Raw genomic sequence first — 16787 nt, 5'->3', positions numbered from 1 at the left:
CCGATCCACCAGTCTACGGGGCGGTGGGGACCGAGCGGCCGCCACCGGGAGCGCCCGGCCGCCGGCCCGTAGCGAACTCGGCCGCAAGCTCGGCGAAAGCGCGTGTCCCGTGACCGGTTAATACCACTTAGCGGCCTACCGTGGCCGGGTGGAGCAACACGAAGCGCGCACGCCCCAGCACAGTCCGCCGCGGTCCGGACGGCCGCCCGCGGGCCAGGACGCCCGGCTCCCGCGCCCCGCGGAGGCCGTGACCCCCGATCCCGACGACGCCTTTCTCTCCGCGATGCGGGCCTCCGGGTTCGCGTCCGTACCGGCCTCCTCGACGGCCGCCGTGCACGCCCCGCCGCGCGGCCCCGCGCCCGCCGGGGCCCTCCGGGCGCCCGCCCGTCCGGCGGCCGCCGCGGCCCCCGGGCCCGCCGCGGCCCCACCGGCGGGCGCGGAATCCGCCGCCGTCTACCGGGCCGGGCACCGCCCCCCGGCCGCCGCCGCGCCGGACGGCCCGCGGCGCCGGATGCCGGCCGCCAAGCTGACCGGTCTCGGCTGCTGGCTGCTGGCGACGCTGGCGCTGCTGGCGTTCGCCTTCGTGGACCGGCTGCTGTTCGGCGGCGCACCGACCGCGTACGGCGTCTGCTACCTGCTGGTGGGCATCGGCGCGGCGCTGTGGATCAGGCCGTACGACCTGATCTGTGCGCCGGTCACCCTGCCGATCGCCTTCGCGCTCGGCGCGCTGCCGATCCAGCACGGCGGGGACGGGTTCGAGGGGCTGCTGATGGGCCTCTTCACCGTCCTCGCGCTGAACGCGGGCTGGCTCTACGCGGGCACGCTGGTCTGCGCGCTGCTCGCGATCCTCCGGCGGGCGCTGCTCATCGCCCGGCGTCGGGCCAGCCGACCGGTGAGTCGACCGCAGAGCGGACCGCGCGGGCAGCGGAACCGGCCGCCGTCGCGGGCTGCCGACCGGCCCCGGCCGCGGCCCGGGACCCGTCCACGGCAGGTGGCTCGCCAGCCCGAGCGGCGTGCGCAGCCATCGCGGCCCCCACAATCCCCGCATTGTTCTGAAGCTGAGCCGGCACGATCTCGGCCCTGATGTCCTCGATCAGCGGCAGGAACTTCTCCGCCTTACGGCTCACCCCGCCGCCGATCACGAACAGCTCGGGCGAGAAGAGCATCTCCACATGGGCGAGGTACTTCTGGACCCGGTGCGCCCAGTGGTGCCAGCTCAGTCCCTCGTCCTCCTTGGCCTTGGTGGAGGCGCGCTTCTCGGCGTCATGGCCGTGCAGCTCCAGATGGCCGAGCTCGGTGTTGGGCACGAGGCGGCCGTCGATGAAGACCGCGCTGCCGATGCCGGTGCCGAGGGTGAGCACGATGACGGTGCCGGACCGGTCGCGGCCCGCGCCGTAGCGCATCTCGGCCAGGCCGGCCGCGTCCGCGTCGTTGAGCAGGGTGACCGGGCGGCCGGCGGACTCGCCGCCCAGCCGGCCGGTGAGCAGGGCGTCGGCGTCGAGGCCGATCCAGCCCTCGTCGACATTGGCGGCGGTACGGGTCGTGCCGTCGGTGACCACCCCGGGGAAGGTCGCACCGACCGGCCCCGTCCACCCGAAGTGGTCCACGACCTCCTTGACGCAGTCCGCGACCCCTTCCGGGGTGGCCGGGTGCGGGGTAAGTACCTTGTGGCGCTCCTCGGCGAGATCGCCGCGCGCCAGATCCACCGGGGCACCCTTGATGCCCGATCCACCGATGTCCACACCGAAGACCTTCATGGGAAAAGGCTAGGCGCGGACGGGGCGGCTCGCCCCCGGGATGAGACGACTCAGGGCCCGGATGGCGAACCGGCCGGCGGCGGGGTCAGTCCTCGGTGGCCGCCTTGGCCTCGGCGCGCAGGTCGCGGCGCAGCTCCTTGGGCAGCGAGAAGTGGATGGACTCCTCGGCGGCCGTGAGGGTCTCGACGTCCTCGTAGCCGCGCGCGGCGAGCCAGTCCAGGACACCGTGGACGAGGATGTCGGGGACGGAGGCGCCGGAGGTGACGCCGACCGTGCCGACGCCCTCCAGCCAGGCCTCGTCGATCTCCTCGGCGTAGTCGACCAGGTGGGCGTCGCGGGCGCCGGCACCCAGCGCGACCTCGACGAGGCGTACGGAGTTCGAGGAGTTCTTGGAGCCGACGACGATGACCAGATCGGCCTCGGCGCCCATCTGCTTCACCGCGATCTGACGGTTCTGGGTGGCGTAGCAGATGTCGTCGCTGGGCGGCGAGAGGAGGTTGGGGTAGCGGCCCTTGAGGGCGTCCACCGTCTCCATGGTCTCGTCGACCGAGAGGGTGGTCTGGGAGAGCCAGACGACCTTGTCCGGGTCGCGGACCTCGACGTTCTCGACGTCCTTCGGGCCGTCGACGAGGGTGATGTGCTCGGGGGCCTCACCGCTGGTGCCGATGACCTCTTCGTGGCCCTCGTGGCCGATCAGGAGGATGTCGTAGTCCTCGTTGGCGTAGCGGACCGCTTCCTTGTGGACCTTGGTGACCAGCGGGCAGGTCGCGTCGATGGTGGCGAGCTTGCCGCGCTTGGCCTCGTCGTGGACGACCGGGGCGACGCCGTGCGCCGAGAAGATGACGATGTTGCCCTCGGGCACCTCTTCCGTCTCCTCGACGAAGATGGCGCCCTTCTTCTCAAGGGTCTTCACGACGTACTTGTTGTGCACGATCTCGTGGCGTACGTAGACGGGCGCGCCGTACTGCTCGATGGCCTTCTCGACGGCGATGACGGCGCGGTCCACGCCCGCGCAGTAGCCACGCGGGGCGGCGAGCAGGACCCGGCGGCGCGAAGCGGCTTCGCCCGGGGTGGTGGCGGGAGTCGGGCTGGGCGAGGAAGTCATGCGTCCCATCGTAAGGGCGTGCCCCCGGCCCCGAAGATCGGCCGCTGGCCCAGACTGAGGGCGGCAGGCGGCGAGGAGGCACGGATGCCGGGCACGAGCGGTAGGGGGGCGGGTGGCGCGGCGGACGGTGCCGCCGGTGGGGGCGCGGGCGCCGGTGCTCCCGGTGGGCTGCGGCGGACGCTGACGTTCCGGGATCTGCTCGTCTACGGTCTGCTGTTCATCGCCCCGATGGCGCCGGTCGGGATTTTCGGCACCCTCCAGGCCAGGTCGCACGGTGCGGTGACGGTCGTCTACCTGGTCGCGACCGTCGCGATGGCGTGCACCGCCTCCTCGTACGCCCAAATGGTGCGGGTGGCCCCACGGGCCGGGTCGGTCTACGCGTACGCCCGGGCGGGGCTGGGCGAGGGTGCGGGGTTCGTCGCCGGATGGATGGCGATGCTGGACTATCTGCTGATTCCGGCGGTGGCGTATCTGTTCTCCGGGATCGCGCTGCACGCACTGGTGCCGGCCGTGCACCCGTGGGTGTGGACGGCGCTGGCGGTGGTGGTGACGACACTGCTGAATCTGGCGGGCGTGCGGACCGCGGCCCGGGTCGGGTTCGCGGTGCTGGCGATGGAGATCGTGGTGCTCGCGGTGTTCGTGGTGTCGGCGGTCGTGGTGCTGGCCTCGCACGGGGCGCAGCGCGGGTGGGCCGCGCCGCTGACCGGGGAGGGCGGTTTCTCGGCGGGGGCGGTGCTGTCGGCGGTGTCGGTGGCGGTGCTGTCCTATCTGGGCTTCGACGCGATCGCCTCGTTCGCGGAGGAGGCCGGGGGCGGGGCGGACCGGGTGGCGCGGGCGCTGCTCACCTGCCTGGTGGTGGCGGGGGTGCTGTTCGCGGTGCAGACGTATCTGGCGGCGCTGCTGATGCCGATGAGCGCGGCGGATCTCGCGGCCCGGCCCGTGGAACAGGGCACGGCGTTCTACGTCACGGTCGACTCGGCGGTGGGCCGGTGGCTGCGCGATCTGGTCGCGGTGAGCAAGGCGGTCGGCGCGGCGTTCGCGGCGCTGGCGGGGCAGGCCGCGGCCGGGCGGCTGCTGTTCGCAATGGCCCGGGACCGGCGGCTGCCGGGGGCGATGTCGAAGGTGGACGCGGCCAGCGGGGCGCCGCGCCGGGCGCTGCTGGGGGCGGCCCTGGTGACGCTGGTGGCGGCGGTGGGCGCGGCCCGCCGGGACGACGGGCTGGACCAGCTGTCGTCGATCGTGAACGTGGGCGCGCTGACGGCGTTCGGGCTGCTGCACGCCTCGGTGCTCGGCTGGTTCTGGATCCGGGGACGGGGGACGGACCGCCTGCCGGGGCGGAGCGGGGCGCCCGGCGACGGGGCGCCGAGCGTGCTGTGGCATGCGGTGGTGCCGTTGCTGGGGCTGGCGGTGGTGATCGCGGTGGTCGTCGAGGCGTCCGCCACGGCGCAGCTCGTGGGCGGGGTCTGGCTGGTGACGGGGCTCGTGGTGCTGGCGGTGCAGTACGGGGGGCGGGCGCGGGGCTAGGTGGCGAGCCCGGCGCCGAGCCGGGTGGCGGCCGGTTGCCGGGCCTGCTCGCACGGCCCCGGGCACCCTCCCGCCCGGCCACGGACCGCGCGGCCGCCGCCACTGTCAGTGCCCACCGATACTCTCGCTCGTATGGCTGTTTCTACGTCCCCGGAAACGCCGATCCCGGTCGGCGAGGTGTCCCGGCTCATCGGCGGCTGGATCGAGCGGCTCGGCGCGGTGTGGGTCGAGGGGCAGATCACCCAGCTCTCTCGGCGTCCCGGTGCGGGGGTGGTGTTTCTGACGCTGCGTGACCCGTCGTACGACATCTCGGTGAGCGTGACGTGCTACCGCCAGGTCTTCGACAAGGTCGCCGAGGTGGTCAGCGAGGGCGCCCGGGTGGTGGTGCACGCGAAACCGGAGTGGTACGCCCCGCGCGGCCAGCTGTCGCTGCGGGCCGCCGAGATCAAGCCGGTCGGCGTCGGTGAACTCCTCGCCCGGCTGGAGCAGTTGAAGAAGTCGCTGGCGGCGGAGGGCCTGTTCGCGGCGGACCGCAAGAAGCCGCTGCCGTTCCTGCCGCAGCTGATCGGCCTGGTCTGCGGCCGGGCGAGCGCCGCGGAGCGGGACGTATTGGAGAACGCCCGGCATCGCTGGCCGGCCGTCCGCTTCGCGGTGCGCAATGTGCCGGTGCAGGGGGTGCATGCGGTCCCGCAGGTGGTCGCGGCGGTCCAGGAGCTGGACGCCCTGCCCGAGGTGGACGTGATCATCGTGGCCCGGGGCGGCGGCAGCGTGGAGGATCTGCTGCCGTTCTCCGACGAGCAGCTCGTACGGGCCGTGGGCGCGGCCGTGACCCCCGTGGTCTCGGCGATCGGCCATGAGCCGGACAGTCCGCTGCTGGATCTGGTCGCCGACCTGCGCGCTTCGACTCCGACGGACGCCGCGAAGAAGGTGGTACCCGACGTCGGCGAGGAGCTGGCCCGGGTCCAGCAGCTGAGGGAGCGGGCGCGGCGGGCGGTCGACGGTTTCGTGCAGCGGGAGGAGCGGGGGCTGGCGGCGGCGCTGCACCGGCCGTGCATACAGCGCCCGCAGCGGATGGTCGAGGACCGCGAGGAGCAGGTCACGGCCATGCTGGAGCGCGGCCGGCGGACCCTGGGGCATCTGCTGGACCGCGCCGACTCGGAGCTGACGCACACCCTGGCGCGGGTGGTCGCGCTCTCCCCGAAGGCGACGCTGGAGCGCGGCTACGCGGTCCTCCAGAGGCCGGACGGGACGGCGGTGCGCTCGCCGCAGGAGGTCGGGCCGGACGACGCCTTGCGGGCCCGGGTGGCCGAGGGCGAGTTCCGGGTGCGGGTGGACGGCGCCCCGGGCGCCGCCACGGCCGCCGAATAGTGCACGGACGGACTCTTAGGGTGGGAGACATGGCGAAGGCGAAGACGGACGACGCGGCGGACGCGGAGCAGGGTGCGGCGGCCAGGACGGCGCAGGTGCCCCCGGTGGACTCCACGCTCGGCTATGAGCAGGCGCGGGACGAGCTGATCGAGGTCGTCCGCAGCCTGGAGGCGGGCGGCACGACGCTGGAGGAGTCGCTCGCGCTGTGGGAGCGCGGCGAGGCGCTGGCGAAGGTCTGCCGCCGCTGGCTGGACGGTGCCCGGGCGCGGCTGGACGCGGCGCTGGCGGAGCCGTCGGACGAGGGCGGAGCCGAGCGCGCCTGAGGGGCGCCCCCGAACCCGGTCAACGGCCCCGCCCTGTGAGCCCACTCACAGTGATCCAATTTTAGTTGAAACTTAACCTATCCCGTTTACTGTGGTTTCCACAGCAGTCTGTGGCGGCGCCGCAGCCACCGGCGCCCGCAGAACCGCCCAACCTGAACCCCCCACCCGACTCACCGAGGTGCCTTTTATGTCTCTCGCCCTTGACGCCGCCGCTCAGGACCTCCTGTTCCGTGAGGCCCAGACCGCCAACACGTTCACGGACGAGCCGGTGACGGACGAGCAGATCCAGGCCGTCTACGACCTGGTGAAGTACGGTCCGACCGCCTTTAACCAGACGCCGCTGCGGATCACCCTGGTCCGTTCCCAGGAGGCCCGTCAGCGCCTGGTCCAGCACGCCATGGGCGCCAACGGCCCCAAGACGCTGAGCGCGCCGCTGACCGCCATCCTCTCCGTGGACCTGGACTTCCACGAGAAGCTGCCGACGCTCTTCCCCGCCGCCCCGGGCATCAAGGACGCGTTCTTCTCCGAGGCCGCGTCCCGCGAGGTGGCCGGCACCCAGAACGCCACCCTCCAGGCCGGCTACTTCATCGTCGGCATCCGCGCCGCCGGTCTGGCCGCCGGCCCGATGACCGGCTACCACTTCTCCGGCATCGACAAGGAGTTCTTCGGCGACGGCAAGCAGAAGTCCTTCCTCGTCATCAACATCGGCAAGCCGGGCGCCGACGCCTTCTCCCCGCGCTCGCCGCGGCTGGCCTTCGACGAGGCCGTCACCGCCGTCTGAGTCCGCCCCGGGGGGGGCACGCCGCCCCGGACCTCCCGCGAGGGAGTCACTCCACGCAAGAGGCCGCCGCATCCCTCACGGGTGCGGCGGCCTCAGCGGTATCGCGGCTGCTCAGCCCTTCTTCGCCACCAGCGCGGCGGCCAGATCGGCGAGCCGCCCGTACGGCGCGGTGCCGGTGACGACCGTGGTCACCCCGGACTCCTCACGGACCAGCGCCCGGTACTTCTCGCCCTGGTAGCGGTCCCACTTCTTGCTGCCGACGGCCTGCTTGCCCTCGGCCTTGGTCGCGCCGAGGGTGACGTCCTTGATGAACTTCTGCGGCACGCCATCGCTCTGCTCGACGGCCGCGTACTCCTGCTCCGGGTCGAGCATGCCCAGATGCCAGGCGCCGCCCTTGCCGTCGTCGCTCGCCTTGTACGAGACGGAGGTGGCGCGCCAGGTCTTGGGCAGCCCCTCCGGCGCGGCGACCGCGTACGGTGCCGTCCGCCGGGCCGTGATCAGTTCGACGCGGTAGTCGACCCGCTTGACCGCGCTCCGCGCCGCGTCCGCGCCCTCGTCGTGCGGGATGAAGATATAGATCGCCCCGACGAGGATGCCGATCACCGCCAGCGACAGGACCATGTCCCGCACCGTTTGCCTGCCTCGCATACCTGCCACGTCCCTATGGTCCCCTATGGCCGCCGCGGACCCGACAGGCCCCCCGGTCAGGGCCGTGAGCTGCACAAACACGTCGATGCCCGGTTCCCCCCGCGGTGCTCATGCGTGGGGCCCTCTGCTCATTTTGGCGAGGTACGGATAAGGTCGGTATCACCCTCATCCTTCACGGCCGTCGCCGTACAGAAAGGTGCGCTCGATGACCGAGCATCATCTCCCCTCCCCACTCGAGGTCAGCCCCGAGGCCCCGGACCGCAACCTCGCCCTGGAACTCGTCCGGGTGACCGAGGCCGGTGCCATGGCGTCGGGCCGCTGGGTGGGCCGGGGTGACAAGAACGGCGCGGACGGCGCGGCGGTCAAGGCCATGCGCTCCCTGATCCACACCGTGTCGATGAACGGCGTCGTGGTCATCGGAGAGGGCGAGAAGGACAACGCCCCGATGCTCTACAACGGCGAGCACGTCGGCGACGGGACCGGCCCGGAGTGCGACGTGGCCGTGGACCCGGTGGACGGGACGACGCTGACCGCCAAGGGCATGGCGAACGCCGTCTCCGTGCTGGCGGTGGCCGAGCGCGGCTCGATGTTCGACCCGTCCGCGGTCTTCTACATGGACAAGCTCGCCACCGGCCCGGAGGCCGCCGACTTCGTCGACATCACGGCCCCGGTGGCGGTGAACATCAAGCGGATCGCCAAGGCGAAGAAGTCCGCGGTCGAGGACGTCACGGTGGTCATCCTGGACCGTCCCCGCCACGAGGGCCTGGTCAAGGAGGTCCGGGAAGCCGGGGCCCGGATCAAGTTCATCGCGGACGGCGATGTCGCCGGCGCGATCATGGCGGCCCGTGAGGGCACCGGCGTGGACCTGCTGCTGGGCATCGGCGGGACGCCCGAGGGCATCATCGCGGCCTGTGCGCTGAAGTGTCTGGGCGGCGCCTTCCAGGGCAAGCTGTGGCCCAAGGACGACGAGGAGCGCCAGCGCGCGCTGGACGCCGGGCACGACCTGGACAAGGTGCTGGAGATCGACGACCTGGTCCGCGGCGACAACGTCTTCTTCGTCGCCACCGGCATCACCGACGGCGAGCTGCTGCGCGGCGTCCGCTACCGCGCCGAGAACGCCTACACCCAGTCCCTGGTGATGCGTTCCAAGTCCGGCACCATCCGCCAGATCGACTCCCAGCACCGGCTGTCGAAGCTGCGCGCCTACAGCTCGGTGGACTTCGAGCGCCCCAGCTAGCGGCGCCCGGCGGGCCCGTCCGGCCCGCGCCCGTACACACACGTCGCCCCCGTCGGAGAGTCTCCGGCGGGGGCGAAGTGAGCCCTGCGTTCGGTGTGCGCCGTACGGGCCGAAGCCGGTGCCGCGGCGGTCAGCCCGCCGCGGGCATATGGGCCGCGCGCTGGAGTTCGCTCTCCCGGCGCCGGCGGCGGGTCAGCACGACCCGGCGCTCGGCCGCGGTCAGACCTCCCCAGACGCCGTACGGCTCGGGCTGGAGCAGCGCATGCTCCCGGCACTCGACCATCACCGGGCAGCGGGCACAGACCCGCTTCGCGGCCTCTTCTCTGGCCAGCCGGGCGGCGGTGGGCTCCTTGGACGGGGCGAAGAACAGCCCGGCTTCGTCCCGGCGGCACACCGCCTCCGAATGCCAGGGGCCGGCCTCGTCGCGAGCAGGCAGTTGCTGGGACGGAACGACAGCGGCATCCTGCAGGGGCTGTTGCGGTAGCAGCACGGTCTACTCCTGACGACGGCTTCGGCGCGAGAATCACCCTTGCCCGTCTCGCTGCGCACGGCCTTTTTCCGCACCCCGCAGCCGTACGAGAGACGATGCACCAGCCCTACCCGCTGTACGCACGCTTATGCACACCGTGGCGATCGTGCGACAACGAGAAAAGCGTCAGCGGACGAACCCTCCGGGAACACCGGCCGCCGCCCTCCCGGAACGCCGGCCGGCCCCAACTCCCTGGCCCCCGCGGCCCGTCCGCCGCCGCCGTCAGCCGTCAGCCGTCAAAGCCCTTACGGAACCGGTCCCGGCGCTCACGCCGTTCCGCGCGGTGCCGCTCGTGCCAGTCCCGCTGCTCCTGCCGCAGCTGCTGGTGGTCCTCCCACACCTGCCGGCGCAGCTCCCGGTGCCCCTCGCGCAGCCGGTCGCGCAGATCGCGTATCCAGGCGCCGCGCTTGGGCTTGGCCTCCACACTGCCCAGCACGGCATAGCCGTTGACGTGGACCTGCGGGGCGTCGGCGTCGCCCGCCTCATGGGTCTCGACCTCGAAGCTGCCGAGGATGCCGGAGCCGCTGCTGCGCAGCGTGATGTTCTCCGGGACCCGGATCTCCACGCTGCCGAAGATGGCCGTGACGTTGATCTGGATCTGCTGCTGCGGGAAGACCGCCTCGGTCAGATCGATCTCGACGCTGCCGAAGATCGCCACGGCGTTGATCCGCGCCGGGGCCTGCCAGCGGCCCTTGCGGATGGCAGCGCTGAAGATCGCGACGAGGTTCTGGTCCGGAGCCGGGGCGGCGGACCCGTGTGCGGACCCGCCCTGGTCCGGCTGGGGGCGGCTGCCGCCCGCCGCGGGCAGATCCCGTACGACGGGCTCCAGTTCGCCCATGGTCTTGGCGCGGTAGACCGCGTCGATCCGCTCGGCGTGCTCCTCCGGGTCCAGCCGGCCCTCCGCCAGCGCCTCGCGGAGGATCTCGGCGATCCGGTCGCGGTCCGCGTCGGACGCCCGGATATCGCGCTCGGCCACCGCGGGCGGGGCCGGCGCACGGGCCGCCGGCTTGGTCATGTTCAGCGGTTTCCGCTCCTGGAGCCGGTCCTGCTCCTGAAGCGGTCCGGGCGGGGTCTCAGGGCCCGGACGTCCCCCGTTGTCTGCATCCACCGGCCCAGCGTACCGAAACGCGATAGATCGCGACCAGAGTCCACAGGACCGGCCCCGGGAACCGCACAGATCCGGCCGCACGCCGACTGAGCCCTACCTCACAGCGGCGTCCGCGCGCCAGGGTTCTACGCTGTGGAGGCGCTGCCGTAGATGCCAGCCGGACCTCTCCGAGTAAGGAATGACCTTCGATGCCGGAATTCGCCTACACCGACCTGCTCCCCGTAGGTGAGGACAACACCCCGTACCGCCTCGTCACTTCGGAGGGCGTGAGCACCTTCGAGGCCGATGGCCGGACGTTCCTCAAGGTCGAGCCGGAGGCGCTGCGCAAGCTGGCCGCCGAGGCGATGCACGACATTTCGCACTATCTGCGCCCGGAGCACCTCGCCCAGCTCCGCAAGATCCTGGACGACCCCGAGGCCAGCGCCAACGACCGCTTCGTCGCGCTCGACCTGCTGAAGAACGCCAACATCGCCGCCGCGGGCGTCCTCCCCATGTGCCAGGACACCGGCACCGCGATCGTCATGGGCAAGCGCGGGCAGAACGTGCTGACCGAGGGCGGCGACGAGGAGGCCCTCTCCCGCGGCATCTACGACGCCTACACCCAGCTGAACCTGCGCTACTCGCAGATGGCTCCGCTGACGATGTGGGACGAGAGGAACACCGGCTCCAACCTCCCGGCCCAGATCGAGCTGTACGCGACCGACGGCGGCGCCTACAAGTTCCTCTTCATGGCCAAGGGCGGCGGCAGCGCCAACAAGTCCTTCCTCTTCCAGGAGACCAAGGCGGTCCTCAACGAGGGCTCCATGATGAAGTTCCTGGAGCAGAAGATCCGCTCGCTCGGCACGGCCGCCTGCCCGCCGTACCACCTCGCGATCGTCGTCGGCGGCACCTCTGCCGAGTACGCGATGAAGACCGCCAAGTACGCCTCCGCGCACTACCTGGACGAGCTGCCCGCCGAGGGCTCCCCCACGGGCCACGGCTTCCGTGACAAGGAGCTGGAGGAGAAGGTCTTCGAGCTGACGCAGAAGATCGGCATCGGCGCCCAGTTCGGCGGAAAGTACTTCTGCCACGACGTCCGCGTCGTCCGCCTGCCCCGCCACGGCGCGTCCTGCCCGGTCGCCATCGCCGTCTCCTGCTCCGCCGACCGCCAGGCCGTCGCGAAGATCACCGCCGAGGGCGTCTTCCTGGAGCAGCTGGAGACCGACCCGGCCCGCTTCCTCCCGGAGACCACGGACGAGGAGCTGACCGAGGGCGCCGGCCCGGACCTCGACGCGGTCGCCATCGACCTCAACCGCCCCATGGACGAGGTCCTGGCCGAGCTGACCAAGCACCCCGTCAAGACCCGGCTCTCCCTCACCGGCACCCTGGTCGTCGCCCGCGACATCGCGCACGCGAAGATCAAGGAGCGGCTGGACGCCGGCGAGGAGATGCCGGAGTACCTGAAGAACCACCCCGTCTACTACGCGGGCCCGGCCAAGACCCCCGAGGGCTACGCCTCCGGCTCCTTCGGCCCGACCACCGCGGGCCGGATGGACGCCTACGTCGAACAGTTCCAGGCGGCCGGCGGCTCCAAGATCATGCTCGCCAAGGGCAACCGCTCCCAGCAGGTCACCGACGCCTGCGGCACCCACGGCGGCTTCTACCTCGGCTCCATCGGCGGCCCCGCGGCCCGCCTCGCCCAGGACTGCATCAAGAAGGTCGAGGTCCTCGAATACGAGGAGCTCGGCATGGAAGCCGTCTGGAAGATCGAGGTCGAGGACTTCCCCGCCTTCATCGTCGTCGACGACAAGGGCAACGACTTCTTCCAGGACCCGGCCCCGGCGCCTACGTTCACGAGCATTCCGGTGCGCTCGGGGAGCTGACGCCTCGGCCCCGTAACGGAGGATTCCGCAGAGCCCCTGACGCTTGTCAGGGGCTCTGTTGTTGCTGCGCTCATGCCCCGGCGCGCGGACCGCCCTGCGCCCGCCGCCCCGCACTCCGCCGCAGCCGGGCGCGTACGGCCCGCTGGGCGACCGGGCCCAGATCCTCCAGGACGCCGAGGAGGCCGGAGAGTTGTTCCAGTGCGTCCAGGGCCGCCATGGCGCCCTCCTGGTCGACGCCCTCGTAGAGTTCCAGGCCGACGAAGGACGCGGCGAGGGCCCGGGAGAGGCCGGGGACATCGACGAAGGCGGCGATGGGGGTGCCGGCGAGGACGCGTGCCAGTACCTGTTCGAGCTCGTCGATCCACAGGGTGAGCCCGGCGGCGGTCGCGGCGGCGAGGCGGGGCTGGGTCTGGGACCCGGCCAACAGTTGGGCGAGGACAGCTACCTGACCGCCGGCGCGTTCCTCGGTGTGCAGGTCCCGTCCCAGTTCCAGGAGTTCGACGAGGCTGTCCACCCGGGCGAGGCGTTCGCGGTAGCGCGCGACGTTCTGCTCCGCGCCGTAGCGGCAGGCGGCGGCGAGGAGTTCGTCGACGCTGCCGAAGTGGTAGAAGACCAGGCCCTGGTTGACGCCCGCGGCGGCGGCGATGGTGCGGGCCGAGGTCTTGGCGATGCCCTGCTCGGTGACCGTGCGCAGGGCTCCTTCGAGCAGTTTCGTACGGGTGTCGGCGCTCACGTGCGCGCCTCCTCGCGCACCGGCCGCAGTCCGGCGCGCACTCCGCGCTCGGCCACGTTCACGAACTCGGCGTCGAAGGACCCCTCGTAGCCGAAGAGCGGCCCGAACCGCCGGTTGCCGACCCGCACCTGGATACGGAAGCGCCCGGCCGCCTCGTCGTACGACTCGCGCACCACGGCGTCGCCCCCGATCAGGTCCGGCACCCGGACGTCGACCGGCCCCTCCCGGAAGCGGTGTTCACCGGAGCGAATGACCAGGGCGCCGGTGTCGTCGACGGTGAAGTGCAGGTCGGTGGCGAGGTGCTGGTGGGTGCCCAGGTAGTCGACGATGCAGCCGCGCTCGGGGCTGTAGACCATGGTGGCGTCGAAGCGGCGGGGACGGCGCGGGCCGTGCGGGCTGTGCGAGCGGCGCGGGAAGGCGAAGGTCCGGACGAAGGTGACGGTCTCGCGGCCGAAGGAGTCCCGGTACGGGACGTTCTCGATGACGAAGGGGATGTCCTGGCCGGTCTGCGGGACGAGGATGTTGCGGCTGCCGCCGAGGGCCAGGAACGGCCGGACGAAGCTGCGGCCGTGCCAGATCCGGTCCATCGTGCCGCGCCCGACGCACGCCTCACCGTTGTCCAGCCCGACGGAGAAGCGCCGCTGGATCTGCGGGTGGAGCCGGTCGAAGTCGGCGCCCAGGACGCGCTGGAATATCGAGGTCATGACTGCTCCAGGGTGGCGAGGAGGGCGGTGGGGGCGGCGGCGCTCCCGCCACGTCCGGCGGCCCGCTCGGGCGGGCGGCGCAGACAGCGGCGGGCCGCGGGGGTGGTGGGCAGGGGCGGCAGCAGCAGCGCGGCGGCCGCCACGGCGGGTACGGTCGCGGCGAGCAGGGCGACCGGGGCGACGGGGGCCACAGGGGCCAGGGCCGCGGTGGCGACGACGGCGGCGATACGGACGAACAGCTCCGCGAGGGCGTGGCGCAGCGACCGTTCGGGGGTGATCCCGCGCTCGCACCACAGCCGCAGCCGGTCGAAGGACCAGGCGGTGGCCCAGCCCATCAGCGGCCGGAAGACGAGCCGGTCGGCGAACCTGCCGAAGCGCCCCCAGCGCGGCCGGTAGTCGTATCCGGTGAGGAACCGCAGCTCCTCGCCGTCCGGGACGTACCGCCAGTACCCGCGGCCCTCCTCGATGAGCGACAGCGGGTGCGCGGAGGAGAAGCGGAGGGCGGAAGTCCGGGTGCCGTCGGGCCGGTTCCGTTCACCGGCCGAGACGCCGGTGCCGTGGACCGTGAGCAACGGCAGGACGCGGGTGGCGTAACGGAAGCGCTGCGGCTCCCCCGGCTCGCACGGCAGATAGTCGATCTCACTGAACCTCAGATCCCAGCGCTGATGCCGGTCCGGCAGCTGGCTCCGGTCCCACACCTCGTCGATCCCGGCGCGGATACGCGCCTCTACGTACAACCCCATGCGACTACCTCCGCCCCAGATGTTTGAGCGACTGCTCAAAACGCAGCGTAGAGCGTTTTGAGCAGTCGCTCAAGGCGGTGGTCCGGGCCGGAGGTTGCTCCGGCCGGGGAATCGGGTGCGGGCCGGGGTTCGCCAGGGTGGAGTGTCGCGGGCCCCTCCCAGGGGCCGCGGGCACAGCGGCGCGGGCCGTCCATGCCCCGGTTTATGCGACAACGCGCATAGTCGCGAGAGTGCATGGACGCGCTGGCGTGACCCTCGTACCGTCTTCTTCAATGGCTCAAGTGGGGCCATGAATCAGGGGGTTTCGCATGTCTGAGCGTGCCGGGCTGACCCGAGTTACCGGCAACGGAAACGGGGAGTGCGGTGCGGACGACTGCCCCAACGTCTACAAGACGGAGAGCGGATCGTTCGTAGTTCAGGGCGAGGTGTTCAGCGGCTTCACTCCACCCCAGGGCGAAGGCCTTGTAGAGATCCCGGAAAGCGTTCTGCGGGAGGCATTCCGTGTTCTTGGATGGTGAGGAGTGGCGGGCCAAATTCCGCAACTTCCAGGCGGAAGCATGGAGACTGGAGACCCTGCCGCAGTACCTCGTTCCCCAGGAAGCCGAGGAGATCGAAGCATTCCGGGCAGGGAATCGCATCGATCCGCAGACGTTCTCCTGTAATTACACCGAACGCCTCGAAAGGCAGAGACGGGAAGGTAGGCGACAGGGCCGCGTACACGTAGTGACGCGGCCTCTCTCCGAGTATCTGGAATTCGAGTTCTCTCGGTACTACCGGCCACACGGAAGAGCCGGCGAGGAAATCCGAATTCTTGACGTGACCAACCGAGATAATCCGCTGCCCGAAGTCCAGGACTTCTGGATGTTCGATCGGTCCACCGTCGTCCTCATGCACTACGAACCGGACGGCACACAGATCAGCCGCGAAGTGTACGAGGGGGACCCAACCTCGTTCATCGAGTATCAGCGGATCGCGGTAGCCGAGTCTGTTCCCTTCCTGGAGTACGTGAAGGAGTGACGTTCGAGCCAGAGCAGCTGAACCGGTCAACTCAGGTTCTGGCAGCCAAACTGAAAGAACTACGCACGGGGGCCGGTCTCTCAGGAGACCGGCTCGCTGCGCGTTGCAACATCTCCCAGTCCAAGGTGAGCCGCATCGAGAACGCGAAGGTGCGCCCTTCCCTTGTCGATATCGAGCAGATTCTCAAAGCCCTGGACGCTTCCCCGGAAGTGGTCGCAGAAGTGGCCAGGTTGGCCAGGATCGCCAATACAGAATGGCGCAATCTCCGCGAACTGCGCCGTAAGGGCCTGGGCACCCGGCAAGCAGAGCTGAAGGCACTTGAAGCATCGAGCACCAGCATGCGCTACTTCCTGCTCTCCATGGTGACTGGACTGCTGGCCACCCCCGAATACGCGAGAGCGAGTTTGGCCAACTCGCCCGTGGACACCAGCAAGGCAGTGGCCGGGAAACTGGAGCGACAGGCGATCCTCTATGACCAGTCGAAGCGCTTCACATTCCTGCTGACCGAGCAGGCTGTTCGATGGCCCGTGGTCCCCCCACTTGCCCTGGCCGAGCAGATCGACCGACTTGGCTCGCTCACTCATTTGCCAAACGTGCACCTGGGCGTAATTCCCGTCGGCTCTCCTACGCATACCACCACCCCCATGAATACCTTCACTGTCTATGACTCTTCACTGGCCACGGTCGAGACGATCACCGGGAGCCTGGTTCTACGCGATAGCCGTGACGTAAAAAGCTATCTGGACGCTTTCGCGGCCTACGAGGAATGTGCACTGTTCGGAGACCGAGCGAGGGAGAAGCTCGCCCATTGGGCGGCCATCTGCCGCTCATGATCTTTAGTCCACAACACGACTGATCTGCACAAATGAGTAAGCCCCGGCAGATCATGGCTTGTCACCGAGCAACCGAGCCGGAGAGGCAATGCGATGAGCGACCCAAGTACGACGATGACACCGCCCGTGCACCTGTCGTCTCCGCCCGCCTCTCCAACTCCAGCCGAAGGTTGCGGCGTCTGTGCGGCGCTGGCCAAGCAGCGCGCAGCGGCTGCGGCCAAGGGCGACCTTTCGCGGGCCACGGATTGCAATATCGAACTGCGTAACCACCCGCACCGCAGGCGCGATTGACCGGAAACACCCATGACCACCGCCAGGGCACCCCGCAAGCAAGCCAGTCAACCAATACAGCGAAAACACCGTCCGAAAGCCGGACCGAAGGTACCCCGCGCGCCCGAGCCGACGACTTACTGCGGAACCTGCACGGGCCAGAAGCACATGTGGTGCCCGGACTGTTGCGGCTTCGCTGGCTGCGATACCTGCAAATTCACGCGAAAAGTGGCGTGCCCTCAATG

The 16787-nt window shown here is 70.7% G+C and carries 17 protein-coding genes and 1 pseudogene; 10 read left to right on the top strand and 8 right to left on the bottom strand.

Annotated elements, in window-relative coordinates; translation table 11 throughout:
- Positions 1 to 283: 283 nt before the first annotated feature.
- Positions 284 to 1084: a DUF6542 domain-containing protein gene (locus QT196_RS39410; RefSeq protein ID WP_356948504.1), complete on the top strand. Its 801-nt coding sequence runs from the start codon at positions 284 to 286 to the stop codon at positions 1082 to 1084.
- Here the strand turns inward: QT196_RS39410 and ppgK are convergent.
- Positions 1005 to 1757, bottom strand: a pseudogene (ppgK, locus tag QT196_RS26035) (polyphosphate--glucose phosphotransferase); the annotation flags it as partial. The gene QT196_RS39410 and the pseudogene ppgK sit on opposite strands and share 80 nt — an antisense overlap.
- A gap of 85 nt (positions 1758 to 1842) precedes the next feature.
- Positions 1843 to 2862 carry a 4-hydroxy-3-methylbut-2-enyl diphosphate reductase gene (locus tag QT196_RS26030; protein ID WP_290355800.1) on the bottom strand — a complete coding sequence of 340 codons (1020 nt, stop codon included), beginning with the start codon at positions 2860 to 2862 and terminating at the stop codon, positions 1843 to 1845.
- Positions 2863 to 2946: 84 nt separating this feature from the next.
- Between QT196_RS26030 and QT196_RS26025 the strand changes: the two genes are divergently transcribed.
- From QT196_RS26025 to QT196_RS26010, 4 genes are all read left to right on the top strand, one after another.
- Entirely contained in the window at positions 2947 to 4386 is a 1440-nt protein-coding gene (locus QT196_RS26025; RefSeq protein ID WP_290355799.1) for an APC family permease, read from the top strand.
- Positions 4387 to 4518: 132 nt separating this feature from the next.
- Entirely contained in the window at positions 4519 to 5754 is a 1236-nt protein-coding gene (xseA, locus tag QT196_RS26020; protein WP_168483992.1) for an exodeoxyribonuclease VII large subunit, read from the top strand.
- Positions 5755 to 5783: 29 nt separating this feature from the next.
- Positions 5784 to 6077, top strand: a complete 294-nt coding sequence (locus QT196_RS26015; protein WP_211117421.1) for an exodeoxyribonuclease VII small subunit — start codon at positions 5784 to 5786, stop codon at positions 6075 to 6077.
- 187 nt (positions 6078 to 6264) lie between these two features.
- On the top strand, positions 6265 to 6858 hold the full coding sequence (locus QT196_RS26010; protein ID WP_266733734.1) for a malonic semialdehyde reductase: 594 nt from the start codon (positions 6265 to 6267) through the stop codon (positions 6856 to 6858).
- Between the two features lie 111 nt (positions 6859 to 6969).
- Here QT196_RS26010 and QT196_RS26005 read toward each other — a convergent pair whose 3' ends face one another.
- A complete protein-coding gene (locus tag QT196_RS26005; protein ID WP_168483990.1) occupies positions 6970 to 7506 on the bottom strand; it encodes a DUF4245 domain-containing protein in 537 nt (178 codons plus the stop codon).
- A gap of 205 nt (positions 7507 to 7711) precedes the next feature.
- Between QT196_RS26005 and glpX the strand changes: the two genes are divergently transcribed.
- Positions 7712 to 8743 (top strand): class II fructose-bisphosphatase, encoded by a 1032-nt coding sequence (glpX, locus tag QT196_RS26000; RefSeq protein ID WP_168481205.1) that lies wholly within the window; start codon positions 7712 to 7714, stop codon positions 8741 to 8743.
- 130 nt (positions 8744 to 8873) lie between these two features.
- Here the strand turns inward: glpX and QT196_RS25995 are convergent, their stop codons facing one another.
- Both QT196_RS25995 and QT196_RS25990 read right to left on the bottom strand, forming a co-directional pair.
- On the bottom strand, positions 8874 to 9233 hold the full coding sequence (locus QT196_RS25995) for a WhiB family transcriptional regulator (RefSeq protein WP_159470537.1): 360 nt from the start codon (positions 9231 to 9233) through the stop codon (positions 8874 to 8876).
- A 268-nt stretch (positions 9234 to 9501) separates the two neighbouring features.
- Positions 9502 to 10380 (bottom strand): DUF1707 domain-containing protein, encoded by an 879-nt coding sequence (locus QT196_RS25990; protein ID WP_323139149.1) that lies wholly within the window; start codon positions 10378 to 10380, stop codon positions 9502 to 9504.
- Between the two features lie 188 nt (positions 10381 to 10568).
- On the opposite strand from QT196_RS25990, the gene QT196_RS25985 reads away from it, so the two are divergent.
- Complete coding sequence (locus tag QT196_RS25985) at positions 10569 to 12242, top strand: fumarate hydratase (RefSeq protein ID WP_168481204.1); 1674 nt, start codon at positions 10569 to 10571, stop codon at positions 12240 to 12242.
- Between the two features lie 70 nt (positions 12243 to 12312).
- Here QT196_RS25985 and QT196_RS25980 read toward each other — a convergent pair whose 3' ends face one another.
- The 3 genes from QT196_RS25980 to QT196_RS25970 are packed head-to-tail and all read right to left on the bottom strand — an operon-like array spanning position 12313 to position 14422.
- Positions 12313 to 12975: a TetR/AcrR family transcriptional regulator gene (locus QT196_RS25980; RefSeq protein WP_266733741.1), complete on the bottom strand. Its 663-nt coding sequence runs from the start codon at positions 12973 to 12975 to the stop codon at positions 12313 to 12315.
- Positions 12972 to 13679 (bottom strand): DUF4166 domain-containing protein, encoded by a 708-nt coding sequence (locus QT196_RS25975; protein WP_266733743.1) that lies wholly within the window; start codon positions 13677 to 13679, stop codon positions 12972 to 12974. Before QT196_RS25975 ends, QT196_RS25980 begins: the two co-directional genes overlap by 4 nt.
- Positions 13676 to 14422, bottom strand: a complete 747-nt coding sequence (locus tag QT196_RS25970) for a hypothetical protein (protein ID WP_266733745.1) — start codon at positions 14420 to 14422, stop codon at positions 13676 to 13678. The genes QT196_RS25975 and QT196_RS25970 overlap by 4 nt, the downstream gene beginning before the upstream one ends.
- 308 nt (positions 14423 to 14730) lie before the next feature.
- On the opposite strand from QT196_RS25970, the gene QT196_RS25965 reads away from it, so the two are divergent.
- From QT196_RS25965 to QT196_RS25955, 3 genes are read left to right on the top strand one after another with little or no spacing between them, the layout of a single operon-like run.
- Positions 14731 to 14940, top strand: a complete 210-nt coding sequence (locus QT196_RS25965; protein WP_266733747.1) for a hypothetical protein — start codon at positions 14731 to 14733, stop codon at positions 14938 to 14940.
- Positions 14924 to 15439, top strand: a complete 516-nt coding sequence (locus QT196_RS25960) for a DUF6879 family protein (protein ID WP_266733749.1) — start codon at positions 14924 to 14926, stop codon at positions 15437 to 15439. Before QT196_RS25965 ends, QT196_RS25960 begins: the two co-directional genes overlap by 17 nt.
- Positions 15436 to 16272 (top strand): helix-turn-helix transcriptional regulator, encoded by an 837-nt coding sequence (locus QT196_RS25955; RefSeq protein WP_266733751.1) that lies wholly within the window; start codon positions 15436 to 15438, stop codon positions 16270 to 16272. The genes QT196_RS25960 and QT196_RS25955 overlap by 4 nt, the downstream gene beginning before the upstream one ends.
- Positions 16273 to 16787 lie beyond the last annotated feature (515 nt).

Source organism: Streptomyces sp. P9-2B-2 (assembly GCF_030406865.1).
Classification (GTDB): Bacteria; Actinomycetota; Actinomycetes; order Streptomycetales; family Streptomycetaceae; genus Streptomyces; species Streptomyces platensis.
Note: the sequence above shows the minus strand (reverse complement) of the source record. Positions and strands in the feature narration are given on the sequence as shown.